Origin of the sequence: Corynebacterium sp. HMSC076G08 (assembly GCF_001811515.1) — a bacterium.
GTDB lineage: Bacteria > Actinomycetota > Actinomycetes > Mycobacteriales > Mycobacteriaceae > Corynebacterium > Corynebacterium hiratae.
Map to the genome: position 1 here is coordinate 53,620 of NZ_KV805064.1, position 16,630 is coordinate 70,249.

Sequence of the window (16,630 nt, forward strand, 5' to 3'; positions counted from 1 at the left end):
TTGAAACCGGTGGGAACCGATGCGCCACTAACTCAGTCCAATAAGGGTGAGAAGGACACAGGGTGCTTCTCGGGGGGAAAGAAACACACATCAGGCCCCGTAGTAAAAGGGCATGCCCCAGGTAGGGAACAAAGAAAGGGAGAGAACAATGACTCAAACGTTCCGCACAGAAGCCGACGTAATGGTGGCCACCGCCGGCCGCGTCGACTCCACCAATGACGAGGTACAGGGTGAGCTCACCCGTCTGCAGGGAGTTGTGGACTCCGTCCGCGCCAGCTGGGCAGGCCGCGCGCAGGTTTCCTTTGACAACCTGATGCAGCGCTACAACTCCTCCGCACAGCAGCTGCGTGAGGCACTGACCGCCATCAGCGACAACATCAGGGACAATGCCCGAAACTTTGATTCGGTTGAGGCAGATAACGCCCAGTCCTTCGACAACGTCGGCGGCGCGGGCCTGGCCCTTTAAACAGAGCCGCAGCCTCCTATAGCCGTACGCACTGAACCACACACGAGCACACAGAAGATAAGGAACACGCAATGTCTGGAATTAAGTATCAGTTTGGCGCCATCGCTGGTGCCGCCGCCGACATCAACTCCACCTCCGGCCGCATCAACGGGCTCCTCGGTGACCTTAAGGCCACCCTGCAGCCGATGGTATCGACATGGGAGGGAGAAAGCGCCGCCGCATATAACGCGGCGCAGGCCAAGTGGGATAAAGCTGCCGCCGAGCTCAACACGGTGCTAGCGACCATCTCCACCACGGTGTCCCAGGGCAATGACAATATGAGTGACGTCAACCGCCGCGCCGCCGCTAGCTGGGGCTAAACCGTCTCGACTGCGGGTCTTTCGCTAGGAGTATGGGCGCAGTCTTCCATCACCATTCACAACCATGAGCGGTGGGTGGCGTGGAGGAAGGCGTGAAGGGCTAGGAGAGGGGGTGCAGTCAATGGAAGGGCTGGACGCACCACCTCACAGTCAGCACTTTCTGCCCACCTAGTGAAAGGCGCCGGTATCGCTTCTCATCAACGTTTCTGTCTCTACCCCCACCCCGAAGTATCTGGGGATGGAGGCGTTGGTGAGGGGCGATATCGGCGTTTTGGGTTTTCAAACAGCCTCATACTAAAGTGAAACACCTATGTGTCCGCACCCGCGTCTACGTGGGTGCGCGCGTGCTGCAGGTCTCCACCGGCCGCTGTATGTACCGCGTAGGGGCTTACATAGCGTTGGCCGGCAGTTCCGAGACAGACTTTCAAGGAGTCATTTTGTCTACTTTCCACCCGAAGAGCGGTGACATCACCCGCAAGTGGTACGTCATCGACGCTACCGACGTGGTTCTGGGCAAGCTTGCTTCCACCGTGGCTGACATGCTGCGCGGTAAGCACAAGCCCCAGTACGCACCGAACGTTGATTGCGGCGACCACATCATCATCCTGAATGCGGACAAGATCCACATTTCTTCCAACAAGCGCGAGCGCGAGATGCGCTACCGCCACTCCGGCTACCCGGGCGGCCTGAAGTCCATGACCCTTGGTCAGTCCCTGGACGCCAACCCGGTTCGCGTTATCGAGGAAGCTGTGAAGGGCATGATGCCGCACAACAAGCTTTCCAACGCCTCCATCAAGAAGCTGCACGTTTTCGTGGGCGAGGAGCACCCGTACGCCGGCCAGAAGCCGGAAACCTTTGAGTTTAAGCAGGTGGCACAGTAATGACCGAGCAGAACATCGACAACAATGTAGCCGACGCTGCCGACATCGCTGCAGCAACCGCCGCTACCGAGGAGTTCACCAACACCATCGGTGATTCCCTGGCAACCGACACCGAGGCTGAGGTTGAGACCGCTGCCCCGGCTATCCACGAGGGCCCGATTCAGACCGTTGGCCGCCGTAAGCGCGCCATCGCTCGTGTCCGCCTCGTCGCTGGTTCCGGCAACATCTCTGTCAACGGCCGTGCCTTTGACGAGTACTTCCCGAACAAGCTGCACCAGCAGGACATCCTGCAGCCGCTGACCATCCTCGAGCGCGAGGGCCAGTTTGACCTCAAGGTCACCGTCACCGGTGGTGGCCCGACCGGCCAGGCCGGCGCCCTGCGTCTGGCTATCGCCCGCGCACTGAACATCTACAACCCGGCTGACCGCCAGGCCCTGAAGAAGGCTGGCCTGCTCACCCGTGATGCTCGTGCCGTGGAGCGCAAGAAGGCTGGTCTGCACAAGGCACGTCGTGCCCCGCAGTACTCCAAGCGTTAATCTTCGCGCATACTGCATTTTCGAAAGCCGCTGCTTCCCTTTCGGGGGAGGTGGCGGCTTTCCCCGTTCGGGCAGCGCACTGGTGTGATTCTCCTTATACTAAGCGGCGTGAAAGTCATTCTTGAGAGCGCGCGGGACGCACTATCAGTCCCCTTGGACGCAGCAAAGCTGCTGTGGCGGTACCTGCCGCAGCTGATCACGGTGATTTGCCTGTCGCTGGCCGTGCGCGCGGCGGTGCTGTGGTTGGCGGTGGTTATTTCTGAGTATTCGCCGTTGGCCGCCACGCTCATCTTCCCCTTTGCGCCGCTTTCTGTGATGACCGGCGTCATCGTGTGCTTTTGGATCATGCAGCCGTCCATGGAGTTCTTTGGCGGCGAGACCCGCTTTAGCAAACTGGATAAGACCACGCTGCTGACCGTCGGTGGCCTCCTCATCCCGTTCCTTACCGTGTATTCCTCCCACGGCCTGTTGCGGGATGACGCGCGGACCTTTGTCTACGACTCCGTGACCATCGAGGTGGCCACTAGCTTTCTCGATTATGATTTCGGGCGCTCGTTCATAAACTCCGGATGGCTATTTGCAGGGTTTCTCATTTCTATCGTGGTGCTGCGCAAACTCATTGGTGCGCTGCAGTTGGGGGAGCGCGCCTTTGGCGTGGCCACTGCGGCGGCGTACCTGGAGGTGCTGTGGATGGCCACGGCGTCGCTAAGTATCACCAGCAATTTTGAGAAGGTCCGTGTGTGGATTCTTAGCCGGCAAGGCATTGGCCCCGTGTGGGACTCTATTGTCACGGCGAAGGATTGGATCGTCGCCCACACCTGGGTCATTGGTGCGGTGATTGGGTGGCTGTGGAATAACGCGGCGCAAATCGGCAACTTTATCGTCGTGCCCTTCGCATGGCTGACCCTCGGCGCGGTGGTCTACAACACGAGCCTGACCAGAGAGAAGGACAGTTCTGAGCCGGACACGTCAGGCGAGGAGGACGCGGTACCGCCCCTGCAGACGGTAGCCGATGCCCCCATCGAAGGTCCCGCCGAACGAGGAAAGCTCTCCCCGCATGCCGAGCAGAAGATGTGGGCCGATTATGGGCGTCGCTATTCGGAAGCAGCCTTCCGAACGACGCGAGACATGCTGGACAACGCCGCGCAGCCACTCGTCGGCCCCTTCCGTAATGCGTGGCGCAATTTCAAGACGCTGGCAGTCGCCGGTGCGGTCCCCATGCTGACCTTCTGCCTCGTCTTCGTCTTGGCTTCGGGCGCTGAGCTGGGCGTAATCTATGCCCTGCGTGCCATCATCAAACCGCTGGCGCTGGGGACCATCACCATTGGGCTTGAGCCTTATGTGCTGGTCCTTGCCCGAGCCGTGTACTTCCTCGTTGCGCTCCCGCTGGTGGTAGCCGCGCTGGACCGCTTCCTCAACGCTGAGTACGCCGAGGCGGAGGACGCAGATGAGAGCACCGACGAAAACCAAGGCGAAGAGCCGGACGCTGAATCTGCCGTCCCAGCGAGCCAGGCGGGAGAGAAGTAGGTGGAATCGGTGACACAGACTACTGAGCACACTCAAGCCGGTGACGTGGATCGCGCAGAAGCCACGACCGATCCTGATACCCACATCAGCGCGCGCAAGCTGAACATTCTCACCCTGGTTGTCGCGGTGGTGTTGATTGCTGGCGGGATTACGGTTGAGCAGATCAACAGGCGCGGGTCCAGCGAGGAGCTGGCGCGTCCGGACCTGCGGGAGGACCACATCGTGAACCTGCGCCCTGAGACCGCGGACGTCTTGCCGGAGGCCTTCATTGAGAAGATCGCCCTGTGTACCGAAGCACCGCTGCAATCCGAGAATGCTCTGCTAGAAGGAGCCCACGGCTATTCCTGCAAGCCGTGGCTTACCAAGGAGCAGGACGCTGAGGGGCTCATGACATTCCATAGTCCGCGGGACATTGTCATTGGGGAGGAGGCCGAAGAGATGTACAGAGCCTTGCCCGATTATCACGATGATGCCTTCCAGACGTCGACCCGTACTGTTCGCGAGGCGAATGGTTCCGCCCCGGAAGTCCTCGTCAACGAATGGGGCAAGGATGGATTCGGCGGTGGCGACATTTTCGTCTACTACCCAGAAGAGAAGGTAATGGTGTCGTGGCCGTGGAACAAGACCGATCCGGGCGCGGAGGACGTTGAGGCGGTTGTCCGCGCAGAAGGCTTCTAAGCGCCTGTGCGCAGGCGCACCTCATAAGGGGCGCCCCAGGTGACGAATAATTCGGAAGGCTCGAAATCGGCGTTGGTGACGAAGTAGTACGTCATCTCCCATTCAGCCGGCCGCGCGCTGGGCTCGGGGAGGATATTGGCATCTAGTTCGAAAGGATTGATGGCCATCGGCCCCGCAGCCCCTTCGGGTTCACAGAGGTTGGGGAAGGCGGCGGGCATATCGGTCGGCACGTCCTGCGGGGACAACACGAGGCGGACAGGTTGCTCGATCCCTTGGCCGTCACGGAGCCCGACCTCGCATCCTTCCAGTGGGCTTTCCGGATCCGCATGCCAGTCCACGGTGGCCTTGTAGAGTGCGGTGTCCCCGGGGAGCGCAGGGGGATCCATGAGGTTCTTGTCGGCATAAAGGGAGCCGAATTCGGAGGGGTCTGCCTTGTCGATGGCGGCCAGGGTGACCGTCGCCGAGCGCTGGGCGGTGTCCTGGTCTAGCTGATAATCAAAGCTGAACTCGGCGGGCTCTTGCTTGGTGGCCTCGACGGTCGAATGGACCGACAGCGGTCGGTATCCGTGCACCATGACGGAGGAGGAGGCCGCCACCATGATCGCGAGCGCCGGAAGAGTTGCTGCCCACCACCACGCCTTCGAGGCCTTCTTCGATGCTGTGTCTTGGGACGTCATGCTTTAACCTCCACGGCTGTGTGAAGTTCCTTGCCCATGGGGACCGGTTGTTGGTGGAAGTCGCCGAGGAGATTCTCCACCTCTAGCGCCAGCGTGGCGGGGCCCAGCGAATCCTCTGGGAGTACAAAGAGACTGGTACATGTCATGGGGAGGGAGACGACCTCGGCGTCGCATTGCGGTGTGGTCGTGCGGAAAACACGGCCCTCGGAGTCTTCTAATTTCAGGCTCAGGGGGTAGGAGTGAGTGCGCTCCAGCGTGAAATCGACGGCTACTTCATACAGCTCACTGAGCTCCTCGCCCTCGGGCAGAGTACCGGTGAATTCCGCGTAGTCTCCAGACGCCAGCGGGCGAGTGTGGACGTCTACCTGGCTAATGCGGGTGTGCCCGGGTATTTCGTCGGTGTACTCAAAGTGGGAGAATTCCACCTCGCGCGGATCGGGCATCTGGTCACTAATGAAGATGCCCAGGGAGGTGATCGCTGCGGCCACGGCGATCATGGGGACCTTCTTGCGGTTGAGCAGGGGCAGGGAGGAAGATTTGCGGTGGGTCATGCCAACTCCATCTCTGCTACGGGGGTGGGGTCAAACCAGCGGTAGGACATGTCCAGGCTGGATTTGCGCACCGTCAGATCGTTGAGAACAAGCGCTGTTCCGGGGGCATCGTCGACGGTGATGTCGACGGCGAAGGGAACCCCGGGGTTGGGCCTGGTCACCGCCCCGTTCTCCAGTGAAGGCGCGATGGAGAACTGCTCAAAGGGGATAGGCTCACCATTGCGGGTAAGGCTAAACATCTGTTGGTAGTCCGTGAAGGCGGTGTCTTGGGTGTTGAGGAACGTGGCGGTGACGTGGACTTGGCCGGCCTCGACGCGGGGCTTATCGACGACCACCTGGGCCTGCTGCAACTCCACCGTTTCGCCCGGAGCGATGACTGCAGGTTCTTCCGTTTCCGCGGGCTCGGTATTTCCGAGCACCAGAAATAGCGCTGCGACAACGAGTACCGCCATGTTGAACTTGGTGAGCACACCATCGGTGAGGGCTTTGAAGAGTTTCACTCCCTTCGACTCCCTCACGCGAGTCAAGCCTTTCGCATAGGACATGGTGATTATTCAAGCAGAGGACGGCCCAGCGCGCGCGTTAACTGGGGAAACTCCCCACCGGCCCTGCTCACAGGGCAGAAGGTGGGAAGAAGTCTACACAACAAGAACGAGCCGACCTGCGCCAGGCAAGGGGGAGCGGGCATAATAAACAACTATGACTCGACTTTTTGGAACCGATGGAGTTCGCGGCCTCGCGAACAAGAAGCTCACTCCCATTCTGGCTTTGCGCCTAGGGCAGGCAGCGGCGGAGGTGCTGACCTCGGACCGGGAGTCCTACGAGCGCCGCCCGCTGGCGATTATTGGGCGCGACCCGCGTGTGTCGGGCGAGATGTTGGATGCGGCGATTGCCTCGGGCTTGGCCTCACGCGGCGTCGACGTCGTGCGCATCGGCGTGCTGCCGACCCCGGCCATCGCATTCCTTACCGATGATTTTGGGGCGGACCTCGGCGTGATGATTTCCGCCTCCCACAACCCGATGCCGGACAATGGCATCAAGTTCTTTTCCGCGGGCGGCAAGAAGCTGCCGGATGAGGTGGAAGACCGCATCCAGGCTGCCATGGACAACCTCACCGACGGTGGGCCCACGGGGACCAAGATTGGTCGCATTATTTCGGAGGCCCCCGACGGCCGGGAGCGCTACCTCAAGCACCTAGCAGAGGTCGTCACCACGGATCTGAGCGGTATCAAGGTTGTCGTCGACACCGCAAACGGTGCTGCCTCCAAGGTTGCTCCGCAGGCCTATGAGGCAGCGGGCGCTGAGGTCATTGCTATCCACAACAAGCCCAATGCCTTCAACATCAACGAGGACTGCGGTTCGACCCACATTGAGAAGACTCAGGAGGCCGTCGTCGAGCACGGCGCTGATCTGGGCCTGGCCCACGACGGTGACGCTGACCGTTGCCTAGCCGTCGATGCTGAGGGCAACGTCGTTGACGGTGACCAGATCATGGCGATCCTCGCGGTGGGCATGAAGGAAGAGAACGACCTCCGCTTCAACACCCTGGTGGCCACCGTGATGTCGAACCTGGGGCTGAAGCTGGCGATGCAGGAGCAGGGCATTGAGGTCAAGGAAACCGCCGTGGGGGATCGCTACGTGCTGGAGGAGCTCAACCGCGGTGATTTCTCCCTGGGCGGCGAGCAGTCCGGTCACGTCGTGCTGCCGGATGATTGCACCACTGGCGATGGCACACTGACGGGACTGTCCATCATGGCGCGCATGGCTAAGTCCGGCAAGACCCTTAAGGAGCTGGCCTCCGTGATGACGGTATTGCCGCAGGTGCTCATCAACGTGCCGGTGTCCGATAAGGCGGTCATCCTCAATGCCCCCGAAGTCAAGGAAGCTATTGCCGCCGCCGAGGCAGAGCTTGGTGATACGGGCCGCGTCCTGCTGCGCCCCTCAGGCACAGAGGAGCTCTTCCGCGTCATGGTGGAAGCAGCTGAAAAGGAGCAGGCACGCAAGGTAGCGGGCAAGCTTGCTGCCGTCGTTGCCGCTGTCTAGTTCTACCCGCATAATCGCAACCCTGGGCCTTTGGCCTGGGGTTTCTTCTTTTTCTGCGCGGTGGGGGAACCGGCGGGTGGCTTTCTCAGTCCAATAAGAGCAGGAATCACTGTTTGTTGTGGACAAGAAGGAGGGCGCACATGCCCGACGTATTTTTTGATGAGGAGGAAGCCACGCGGCTTCTCGACGACGTCATGGACCAAGCCCGCGCCCAAAGTGACGCACACCGCGGGGACAGACCGAGCTTTGCCCCGTCTTCTGCGGGGCGGGATTTTAGCGGGCATGGGGCGCAGATTCAGGCGTTGTTGAGTCGGCTACACGAGCGTGGTGCGTGGCGCTTGGAGAACATATCGGCCACCGCGGGCGCCGCGCGTGAGCAGGTGCGGGCGTTTGGCGACGTCGACCGTGGCCTCGCTGGCCAATTCGGCAGCCAGGAAACGGGGGCGAACTGATGTCCACGATGATCAAGTCGCTCTTGGGCGATTATTCACAGGTAGTCTCCCAGTTTCAGGCTGCGAGCCTTGGCGGCTACTCCGGTCCCAGCACACCGATTGATTTGTTGGGGGACATGGTGGGTTCCGTCGACGGGATCAACCCAGGAGAGCTCGTGACGCATACCGCGTCGGCGATGGGCGCGCGACGTCCACTGCGCGGCGGCAATGGTCTGCGGGATTTCCTCCTTGGCACGGTGCTGTCGCTGGCTGGGGGAGCGATCATGGATCACCTGCGCGGCGTGCAGGATGACTTTGAGAAGGAAAGGGACGAAGCCGATGATCTGGTGGAGTCCGCGCAGCAGTGCTCCGAGGCCATCGAAGACGTGGTCAGTGTTTCCGAATCTGCCGTAGCGGAGTTGATTTCTGCAGTAATTCCGCTGCTGAATATCTTGACCATGTTGCTGCAGCGGCACCCGTTGGGCAAGGCCATCGTCCCAGTTATTTCGCGCATTGGCGGTGACCTAATCGACCAGACGAATGACACCATTTCGCAAACCTGTCGGGACCGCGACACTGCCATTGAAAATTGCTACGGCGAGTTTGAAAAGCGCTGCACCGAGGTATGCGAGCGGGAGCTGCCGGAAACCCCGCCTGAGCCTGAATGCGGTTGCGAGGAGAAGCCGAAGGAGTGCCCACAACCGGATCCTGAGCCCTGTGAACCGACGAAACCTGTGAGCCCCGCAGAACCAACGGCACCGGCGCAAGCCCAGCCAACGCCACCGGCGCCGACAGCGCAGCCCGCTCCACCGCAGCAACCAGTCGAGCCGGAACCAGACAAACCGGTGGCACCGCCAGAAAAACCTGCGCCAACCCAGCCCGCAGGGGTTTCGGAAGAAGAATGCCCGCCGGCTGAGGATAAGCCTCGGCCAGCGAAACCGAACACGCCGCATACCGTGCCGACTGAGCCCGCAGCGCAAGCGCAGCCCACACCCGATTCCACCGCAACAGAAGAAGAGCACAAGCCGTGCGGGTGCCACGCGGAGAAGGAGTCGCAGCAGTCTTGTACCTGCACTGAGCAGCCGCGCGACGTGGGAACCACCACGCCGGCCGACGCCGGGATTGAGGTGCCCAGCGAGGTTGACGTGCCGACCGCACCCGTGCAGGCGGAGGTGACTGAATGCCCGGAGGAGGCGGTGCAGGTAGTCGAAGAGGTCGAGGAGCCTGACGAGCCTGTAGAAGCTGAAGACTGTGAGGAAGAAAGCGGCGAGAGTCCTAACGCGGAATCCTGTGAGTGTAAGCTGGAGGAATCCTGCTGCGGAAGTCTGGGCATCCTAGGCGTAGGAGTTGCCATTCTGGGGCTTGGGCTGCTGGCTGAAGCCGCCGTGGATTTCATTGAGAACCTACCGGAGCCTGAGCTGGAACCTGCGCCTGAGCCCGAACCAGAACCAGAGCCGCAGCCGGAACCGGAGCCAGGTCCACCGCCGGCACCAGAACCAGCCCCGGACAACGGAGTCACGCCACCACCGCCAGAGCTAAATAACGTTCCGGAGCCAGAAGCTCCACCGGAGAAGCTGGCGCATATGCAGGCAGCGGAAGCGCCGGCACCGGCACCAGTGCCGGAACCTGCACCGGTACCAGCCCCTGAACCGCCCCCTGAGCCAGCGTCTGGGCCGGCTCCCGGCGCGGGAGCCGCACCAGAAATGACACCGGAAACGGCACCGGAAGAAAGCTCAGATTCCCCATCCGTACAGGCGCGAAAGGCAGGGCAGTGGTAATGCCGCACAATGATTTCGATGAGTTCGCACGCGGATTCCGTGAGCGCACAGCCGCACGGCTGCTGGAGTTTGAGAAAGCGATGGCCAAGGCACAGGACGAGCTCGAGAAGTCCGCTCAGCGCGCGGCCCAAGCCCAAGCGCACACACATGCGCCGCACACACATACGCCGGGGCGAAACCCAGAGTCCAGGGGCGTGCCGCATAGTCAAGCGCAGGGGCAGGGCCGGGGCCGTCCGCGCGGTCAGGTGCAGTCGGTGCTCAGGCGCAGCTGAAGCAGCAGCGAGAAACAAGTCTGGTTCCTCGCAGCCACAGGTGATACCGTGAGGTGACTGCCTACTGCACGTATCAACCAGGGTGAGGAGAATGCCGCATGACAACAGTGCCTTGGCTTCATGACGTCCTGTGGGGCGTTCTTCCCATGCTGTACCTCTTGGTGGCTTTTGTTGTGCTTGGCATTGAGATTAAATTCGACAGAGAAATGTCCCACATAAAGCTGTGGACGGCCGCTCAGTTGCTTCTGCCGGGCATTGCACTTATTGCCTGGTATTTTCTTGAAGTCCCTAAGCTAAAACAACTACAGCAGGACGACAACTGATCGTCCTGCTGTAGTTAGGAAAAGCCGCGCTGTGAAGCGCTATTTCGTTGGAGCTTTATTTGCTGTACTCAAAGCCGGCGCGTTGAGCCAGGTCCTCGCCGGTGAAGCTCTCAACGCCCTTCGCGGAGGCGTCGGCATCCGCAAAGCCGTCATACTTGGATTCGCCAGCCAGGGTGGAAAGGAAGAAGCCGGTCACAAGGCCGCGGGCGGTCTCGACTGCGGAGCCCTGGAAGAAGCCGGAACCGAGCGCCAACTTGAAGAACTTATCCTCGCTGAAACCGGACTGCGTGCCCTTGGCAATCTCCCGGTAGGCCACCGGTCCGCCCCACGCGTTGGCCAGCTTTGCGGGGTTGCCGGCGCGGAAGATGTCATCCTGGCCCGCGCCGATAACGAGGCCGCGTGCCTTGACGGAGCGGGCAGCTTGAACGGCGGATGGTGAGGTATCAGCAGGGTAGAGGGCTGCGACGGCGCGGACCTTCGGGTTATCCACGGCAGCCAAGGTGGCTACGCCGCCTCCCATGCCGTGGCCGAAAACGCCCAGCTTGGAAGCGGACACCGAAATCTTGCCAGCGCCCAGCCTAACGCCGGCGGCAATCTGCAAAGCCGATTCGAGGTCGGCAGCCAGGTTACGGTGCTTGGCAAACACACCAGTCTCCGTATCGGGAGCAACCACCACGATGCCCCAGCTGGCTAGGTGGCGCAGAGTGGCGTGGTAGTCCTTGACGTTCTTCGTCCAGTCGTGAGCAAACGCCACGGCGGGCAGGCCCTTGCCTTCAGCAGGGGTGTAGACCTTGCCTTCTAGCCCTGCATAAGACAGGTCCCCAACGAGGACGCGGTGCGGGCCGCGCTTGGACAACGTACCGAGATGCTTCTTCAAATTCGCAGACACGCTTTACAGAATAGAGGAAAGCGTAGACAAAGAGGTGGACATGTACCAGATAGGTGGGGGAAGGTTTTAAGCACGATCCTTGCGGTTCGGCACGATAAATCATGCTGTAAAATTCCGTTCCATGTGTGGAATCGTTGGATACATTGGCCATAACACCGATGGTCGTGAGTACTTTGCCCTCGACGTTGTGCTGGAGGGCCTGCGCCGATTGGAGTATCGCGGCTATGACTCAGCAGGCGTCGCAATGTACGCCGATGGGGAGATCTCCTGGCGCAAAAAGGCTGGAAAGGTCGCTGCGCTGGAAGCTGAAATCGCTGCGCGCCCGCTGAAGGATTCCGTCTTGGGCATTGGGCACACCCGCTGGGCAACCCACGGTGGTCCAACCGATCTGAACGCCCACCCGCACGTCGTGGACGGCGGCAAGCTCGCCGTCGTGCACAACGGCATCATCGAGAACTTCGCCGAGCTTAAGAGCGAGCTGGAGGCCAAGGGCCATAACTTCGTGTCCGAGACCGACACCGAGGTAGCCGCCACCCTTCTGGCAGATGTGTTCCACAATGAGGCCGGCGGCGACCTCACCAAGGCTATGCAGCTGACCGGCAAGCGCCTGGAAGGCGCGTTCACCCTCTTGGCTATTCATGCCGAGCAGGCCGATCGCATCGTGGCTGCGCGCCGCGATTCGCCGCTGGTCATCGGCTTGGGTGAGGGGGAGAACTTCCTCGGCTCGGATGTCTCCGGCTTCATCGACTACACCAAGTCCGCCGTGGAGATGGACAACGACCAGGTCGTGACCATCACCGCGGATGACATCGAAATCACCGACTATGAGGGCAACCCCGCCCAGGGCAAGCCTTTCGAGATCAAGTGGGATGCCGCCGCTGCCGAAAAGGGTGGCTTCAACTCCTTCATGGAGAAGGAAATCCACGACCAGCCGGCAGCCGTGCGCGATACGCTGCTGGGCCGCCTCGACGAGACCGGCAACCTGATCCTCGATGAGATCCGCATCGATGAGTCGGTGCTGAAGTCCATCGATAAGATCATTGTCATCGCCTGCGGCACTGCCGCCTACGCTGGACACGTCGCACGCTACGCCATCGAGCACTGGTGCCGCATCCCCTGTGAGGTGGAGCTGGCCCACGAATTCCGCTACCGCGATCCGATCGTTAACGAAAAGACCTTGGTTGTGGCCCTGTCCCAGTCGGGCGAGACCATGGATACGCTTATGGCAGTGCGCCACGCCCGCCAGCAGGGCGCCAAGGTGATTGCCATCTGCAACACCCAGGGTTCCTCCATCCCGCGCGAGTCCGACGCCGCCTTGTACACCCACGCCGGACCGGAGATCGCTGTGGCCTCCACCAAGGCCTTCCTGGCGCAGATCACCGCGACCTACCTGCTGGGCCTCTACCTGGCACGTCTGCGCGGCAACATGTTCTCCGATGAGGTCAACTCCGTCCTCGAGGATCTGCGTGATATGCCCGATAAGGTTCAGGCAGTCATCGACAACGAGCAGCAGGTCTATGACCTGGCCACTGCCATGGAGAACGCCAAGTCGGTGCTCTTTCTGGGCCGCCACGTCGGCTTCCCGGTTGCGCTGGAGGGCGCGCTCAAGCTCAAGGAGATTGCCTACCTGCACGCGGAGGGCTTCGCCGCCGGTGAGCTCAAGCACGGCCCCATCGCGCTGATTGAGGAAGGCCAGCCGGTCTTCGTCATCGTGCCTTCCCCGCGTGGCCGCGATTCCCTGCATGCCAAGGTCGTCTCCAACATCCAGGAGATCCGTGCCCGCGGTGCCATCACCATCGTCATCGCGGAGGAGGGCGACGAGGCCGTCGAGGCCTACGCCAACCACATCATCCGCATCCCGCAGGCGCCGACCCTGATGCAGCCGCTGCTGGCTACTGTTCCGCTGCAGATTTTCGCCTGCGGTGTAGCCACCGCCAAGGGCTACGACGTGGACCAGCCGCGCAACCTGGCGAAGTCGGTGACCGTCGAATAGCGCGGTAACACCAAGTGGCACAATAGTGGGCATGTTGAAAACCACCGTTGACCTCAACGCTATTGCCCACAATGTTGCCCGCGTGAAGGAGGCGGTGGCCCCGGCCCGCCTCATGTGCGTGGTCAAGGCGGATGCCTATGGCCACGGCATCGAGCGCTGCGCCCCGGTGATGGCGCAAGCTGGGGCGGATGCCTTCGGGGTGGCCACCTTGGCTGAGGCGGTGGCCTTGCGGAAGGTGATTGATACTCTCCCCATCGCTGCCTGGCTGTGGGAGCCGACGGAGGACCTCGCCCCAGCCCTTGCCGCTGAGATCCAGATCGGCATCCCTTCGCTGGCGCACGCCCGAGCACTCATCGCCGCCGAGACCCCCACCGAAGTCTTCGTGATGGTGGAGACGGGGATGCACCGATCGGGCGTCGACAAGCATGCGTGGGAGGAGACCTTTCGCCTGCTTGCCGACGCCCCCCACATCACCGTCCTAGGCCTCATGTCCCACTTTGCTTGTGCGGACGAGCCGGAGCACCCGCACAATGATCATCAGGAATCGGAGTTCCGCCAGGCCCTAGCACTCGCCCGTGAGGTGGGGCTGGAGTGTCCGCTGAACCACCTGGCGAACTCGCCCGCGGCGTTGACGCGCCCCTCGGCTCGTTTTGAGCAGGTGCGCGTCGGACTGGCCCTGTATGGGCTTGAACCAGTCGCTGGGCTCGACCATGGGCTGGAGCCTGCCATGACGTGGGAGGCGTCCGTCGTCGCAGTGAAGCCGATTTCGGCGGGGGAGTCCACCTGCTACGGACTGACCTGGACCGCGGAGAGTGAGCGCGAGCTCGCCACCGTCAGCGTGGGTTATGCCGATGGCCTGCCGCGTGCCTTTCAGGGGGCGCTCCAGGTAGGCATTGGTGGTGAGCTCTACCCGCAGGTGGGACGGGTCTGTATGGACCAGATTGTCGTCGACCTCGGCTCTAACCCCCACGGAGTGCGTGCCGGGGACACCGCCGTTATCTTCGGGCGCGGCGGTATGAGCGCCACAGAATTGGCTGAGGCAACCGGGACCATCAACTATGAAGTGGTGTGCCGCCCCACAGGGCGCACCGAGCGTACATACCGCGAAGGAGCTAGCGATGCGCAGTGATTTTCCACACGAAGGACGCCGCGAGGCAGCCACACCGGAGCACGCCCAGGCCCTCGGCGAGGAGTTAGGTGCGGCTCTGGAGGCCGGGGACCTGGTTATCCTCGACGGCCCTTTAGGTGCCGGGAAAACCACCTTTACGCAGGGCATTGCCCGGGGAATGCAGGTGAAGGGGCGGGTGACGTCGCCGACCTTTGTCATCGCCCGCGAGCACCCTTCCCGCGTAGGCGGGCCGACGTTGGTGCACGTGGATGCCTACCGCCTCCTTGATCATTCTGAGGATCCGTTGGGGGAGCTGGACAGTCTAGACTTGGACACCGAAATAGAGGATGCTGTCGTCGTCGCCGAGTGGGGCGGGGGCTTCATGGAGCGGCTTTCTGACGCGTATCTTGCTGTGAGAATCAACCGCGATTCGGATGATGACGTCCGCGTATTTACATGGAAATGGGTGAATTAACGTGCTGGCTTTTCTTGCTGAACAGCCCCTGCTGACGCTCTTTCTGATCATGGCGGTGGGACTGGCCGTGGGCAAGATCAATGTCTTCGGCATCTCGCTCGGCGCCGCCGCCGCGATGTTCGTGGCCCTGGGACTGTCCGCTGCCAACCCGGACATCGTGGTCCCGGCCTTCGTGTATCAATTTGGCCTGGCCATCTTCGTCTACGTCATCGGCCTGAACTTCGGCCGCAGCTTCTTCGAAGATTTCCGCCGGCGAGGATGGAAGATGTCCATGGTGGTCATCGTCTTCTTCTTCCTTCTCGCGGGGCTGACAACCCTGGCGATGCGCATGTTTGACCTGGACCCGGCGATTAGCGTCGGCACGCTCGCGGGATCGCTAAGCTCGACGCCGGGTATGGCAGCGGTCGTCGAAGCCCTGGGCGGCGACAGCACCCCGGTGGTGGGCTATTCCTTGGCTTACCCTGGCTGCATCATCGGAACCATTCTGGTGGCCGCCATCGGCGCGAAGATGCTGCGCGTGAACCACGTTGAGGACGCCCGCGCCGAGGGCATGATTGCGGAGCCGCTGGAGTGGCGGGCAGTGCGCCTGACTCGCGACTTCGACGCAACGGTAGGGGAGCTGCAGGAGGTGACTGGCGAGCGCGTCATCGCTACCCGCCACGTCAACAATCCGCACAACCACAACCTGGCCTATCCGGAGCTGCCGCTGCGCGCGGGCATGGAGCTCTTGCTCAACGGCACGGCACCAGCGCTTGATAGCGCGATCTCCCAGCTCGGTGAGGAGATCCACCTCAACCTCCACGAGGAGGATGGCCTGGTCTACCGCCGCCTGACCGTGTCCAGCCCACGCGTTGCGGGCTACCAGCTCAAGGACTTGGACACGGTCAAGGAGGGCTTCCTCATCGCGCGCGTGCGCCGCGGTGACTCGGATGTCGTGCCGAACGAGGAAACCGTCCTGCATTACTCGGACCGCGTGCGCGTTATCACCGCGCCGGGCAGGCTTGACGACGTCCGCCGTTTCCTCGGCGACTCCGAAGCCAAACTCGGCAACGTCGATCTCTTTCCCTTTGCTCTTGGCCTCTTCATTGGTCTGCTCTTCGGCGCTATCCCGATTCCGCTGCCAGGTGGCACGACGCTCTCCTTCGGCTTCGGCGGCGGCCCCATCGTCGTCGGCCTCATCCTGGGTGCGCTGGGCCGCTCGGGCCCGATTAACTGGCAGCTTCCTTTCCACGCCAAGCAGACAATCTCCACGCTGGGCCTGACCTTGTTCTTGGCGGGCGTGGGTACGTCGGCAGGCGGCCAGTTCCGTGATGCGCTGTCGGATCCGACCTCCCTGAAGTACATGGGCGTGGGCATTGTGCTGTCGCTGGTTTCCGCCATCGGCATCGTCGCGGTATCGATGCTGGTGCTGCGCCTGAAGTTTGATGAGTCGATGGGCATCGCCGCGGGTATGACCACGAACCCGGCGATCATGGCCTACCTCAACCCCCAGACCGGAACCCAGCTGGCAGAGCGCGGCTATGCCACCGTGTACCCCACGGCGATGATCGGCAAGATCCTCATGTGCCAGGTCCTGGCACTGCTGATCGTTTGATCCCTTTTCGGTGCCGGAAGGGCCAGTCAGGGCCGCGGTAGGGCGGTCG

At 61.9% G+C, this 16,630-nt stretch carries 19 protein-coding genes; 15 read left to right on the top strand and 4 right to left on the bottom strand.

The genetic code is table 11. The features are described from left to right. The first annotated feature begins 148 nt into the window (after positions 1-148). From HMPREF2806_RS09050 to HMPREF2806_RS09075, 6 genes are all read left to right on the top strand, one after another. On the top strand, positions 149-466 hold the full coding sequence (locus HMPREF2806_RS09050; protein WP_046648440.1) for a WXG100 family type VII secretion target: 318 nt from the start codon (positions 149-151) through the stop codon (positions 464-466). A gap of 71 nt (positions 467-537) precedes the next feature. Further along, a complete protein-coding gene (locus HMPREF2806_RS09055; RefSeq protein ID WP_046648439.1) occupies positions 538-825 on the top strand; it encodes a WXG100 family type VII secretion target in 288 nt (95 codons plus the stop codon). 437 nt (positions 826-1,262) lie between these two features. After that, a complete protein-coding gene (rplM, locus tag HMPREF2806_RS09060) occupies positions 1,263-1,706 on the top strand; it encodes a 50S ribosomal protein L13 (protein WP_010189505.1) in 444 nt (147 codons plus the stop codon). Next, a complete protein-coding gene (gene rpsI, locus HMPREF2806_RS09065; RefSeq protein ID WP_046648438.1) occupies positions 1,706-2,242 on the top strand; it encodes a 30S ribosomal protein S9 in 537 nt (178 codons plus the stop codon). The genes rplM and rpsI overlap by 1 nt, the downstream gene beginning before the upstream one ends. Before the next feature lie 108 nt (positions 2,243-2,350). Next, complete coding sequence (locus tag HMPREF2806_RS09070; RefSeq protein WP_070545921.1) at positions 2,351-3,769, top strand: hypothetical protein; 1,419 nt, start codon at positions 2,351-2,353, stop codon at positions 3,767-3,769. A gap of 9 nt (positions 3,770-3,778) precedes the next feature. Next, positions 3,779-4,447 carry a hypothetical protein gene (locus tag HMPREF2806_RS09075; protein WP_141745913.1) on the top strand — a complete coding sequence of 223 codons (669 nt, stop codon included), beginning with the start codon at positions 3,779-3,781 and terminating at the stop codon, positions 4,445-4,447. On the opposite strand, the gene HMPREF2806_RS09080 is transcribed toward HMPREF2806_RS09075, so the two are convergent. From HMPREF2806_RS09080 to HMPREF2806_RS09090, 3 genes are read right to left on the bottom strand one after another with little or no spacing between them, the layout of a single operon-like run. Further along, positions 4,444-5,124, bottom strand: coding sequence for a hypothetical protein (locus tag HMPREF2806_RS09080; protein WP_046648435.1), 681 nt, complete (start codon positions 5,122-5,124; stop codon positions 4,444-4,446). The two genes, HMPREF2806_RS09075 and HMPREF2806_RS09080, sit on opposite strands and share 4 nt — an antisense overlap. Continuing rightward, positions 5,121-5,675 carry a hypothetical protein gene (locus HMPREF2806_RS09085; RefSeq protein WP_046648434.1) on the bottom strand — a complete coding sequence of 185 codons (555 nt, stop codon included), beginning with the start codon at positions 5,673-5,675 and terminating at the stop codon, positions 5,121-5,123. Before HMPREF2806_RS09085 ends, HMPREF2806_RS09080 begins: the two co-directional genes overlap by 4 nt. Further along, entirely contained in the window at positions 5,672-6,220 is a 549-nt protein-coding gene (locus tag HMPREF2806_RS09090) for a hypothetical protein (RefSeq protein WP_128081853.1), read from the bottom strand. Before HMPREF2806_RS09090 ends, HMPREF2806_RS09085 begins: the two co-directional genes overlap by 4 nt. A gap of 154 nt (positions 6,221-6,374) precedes the next feature. Here HMPREF2806_RS09090 and glmM point away from each other — a divergent pair, with 154 nt between their 5' ends. The 5 genes from glmM (at position 6,375) to HMPREF2806_RS09115 (ending at position 10,522) form a co-directional block, all read left to right on the top strand. Beyond that, a complete protein-coding gene (glmM, locus tag HMPREF2806_RS09095; RefSeq protein ID WP_046648432.1) occupies positions 6,375-7,718 on the top strand; it encodes a phosphoglucosamine mutase in 1,344 nt (447 codons plus the stop codon). Between the two features lie 140 nt (positions 7,719-7,858). Further along, positions 7,859-8,170, top strand: a complete 312-nt coding sequence (locus tag HMPREF2806_RS09100) for a hypothetical protein (protein WP_053089098.1) — start codon at positions 7,859-7,861, stop codon at positions 8,168-8,170. Next, complete coding sequence (locus tag HMPREF2806_RS09105; RefSeq protein WP_070517427.1) at positions 8,170-9,927, top strand: zinc metalloprotease; 1,758 nt, start codon at positions 8,170-8,172, stop codon at positions 9,925-9,927. Before HMPREF2806_RS09100 ends, HMPREF2806_RS09105 begins: the two co-directional genes overlap by 1 nt. Further along, positions 9,927-10,199, top strand: a complete 273-nt coding sequence (locus HMPREF2806_RS09110; protein WP_046648430.1) for a hypothetical protein — start codon at positions 9,927-9,929, stop codon at positions 10,197-10,199. Before HMPREF2806_RS09105 ends, HMPREF2806_RS09110 begins: the two co-directional genes overlap by 1 nt. A 98-nt stretch (positions 10,200-10,297) precedes the next feature. Further along, positions 10,298-10,522, top strand: a complete 225-nt coding sequence (locus HMPREF2806_RS09115) for a hypothetical protein (protein ID WP_046648429.1) — start codon at positions 10,298-10,300, stop codon at positions 10,520-10,522. 55 nt (positions 10,523-10,577) lie between these two features. On the opposite strand, the gene HMPREF2806_RS09120 is transcribed toward HMPREF2806_RS09115, so the two are convergent. Beyond that, a complete protein-coding gene (locus HMPREF2806_RS09120) occupies positions 10,578-11,411 on the bottom strand; it encodes a dienelactone hydrolase family protein (RefSeq protein ID WP_070511351.1) in 834 nt (277 codons plus the stop codon). Between the two features lie 121 nt (positions 11,412-11,532). Between HMPREF2806_RS09120 and glmS the strand changes: the two genes are divergently transcribed. From glmS to HMPREF2806_RS09140, 4 genes are read left to right on the top strand one after another with little or no spacing between them, the layout of a single operon-like run. Continuing rightward, a complete protein-coding gene (gene glmS / locus HMPREF2806_RS09125) occupies positions 11,533-13,404 on the top strand; it encodes a glutamine--fructose-6-phosphate transaminase (isomerizing) (protein ID WP_070517429.1) in 1,872 nt (623 codons plus the stop codon). Between the two features lie 31 nt (positions 13,405-13,435). Further along, the gene (alr, locus tag HMPREF2806_RS09130; protein ID WP_198531333.1) at positions 13,436-14,533 is read left to right on the top strand and encodes an alanine racemase; all 1,098 of its coding nucleotides are present in this window, start codon (positions 13,436-13,438) and stop codon (positions 14,531-14,533) included. Beyond that, positions 14,523-14,987, top strand: a complete 465-nt coding sequence (gene tsaE / locus HMPREF2806_RS09135) for a tRNA (adenosine(37)-N6)-threonylcarbamoyltransferase complex ATPase subunit type 1 TsaE (protein ID WP_070517432.1) — start codon at positions 14,523-14,525, stop codon at positions 14,985-14,987. The genes alr and tsaE overlap by 11 nt, the downstream gene beginning before the upstream one ends. A 1-nt stretch (position 14,988) precedes the next feature. Next, positions 14,989-16,581, top strand: a complete 1,593-nt coding sequence (locus tag HMPREF2806_RS09140) for an aspartate:alanine exchanger family transporter (RefSeq protein ID WP_070517434.1) — start codon at positions 14,989-14,991, stop codon at positions 16,579-16,581. Positions 16,582-16,630 lie beyond the last annotated feature (49 nt).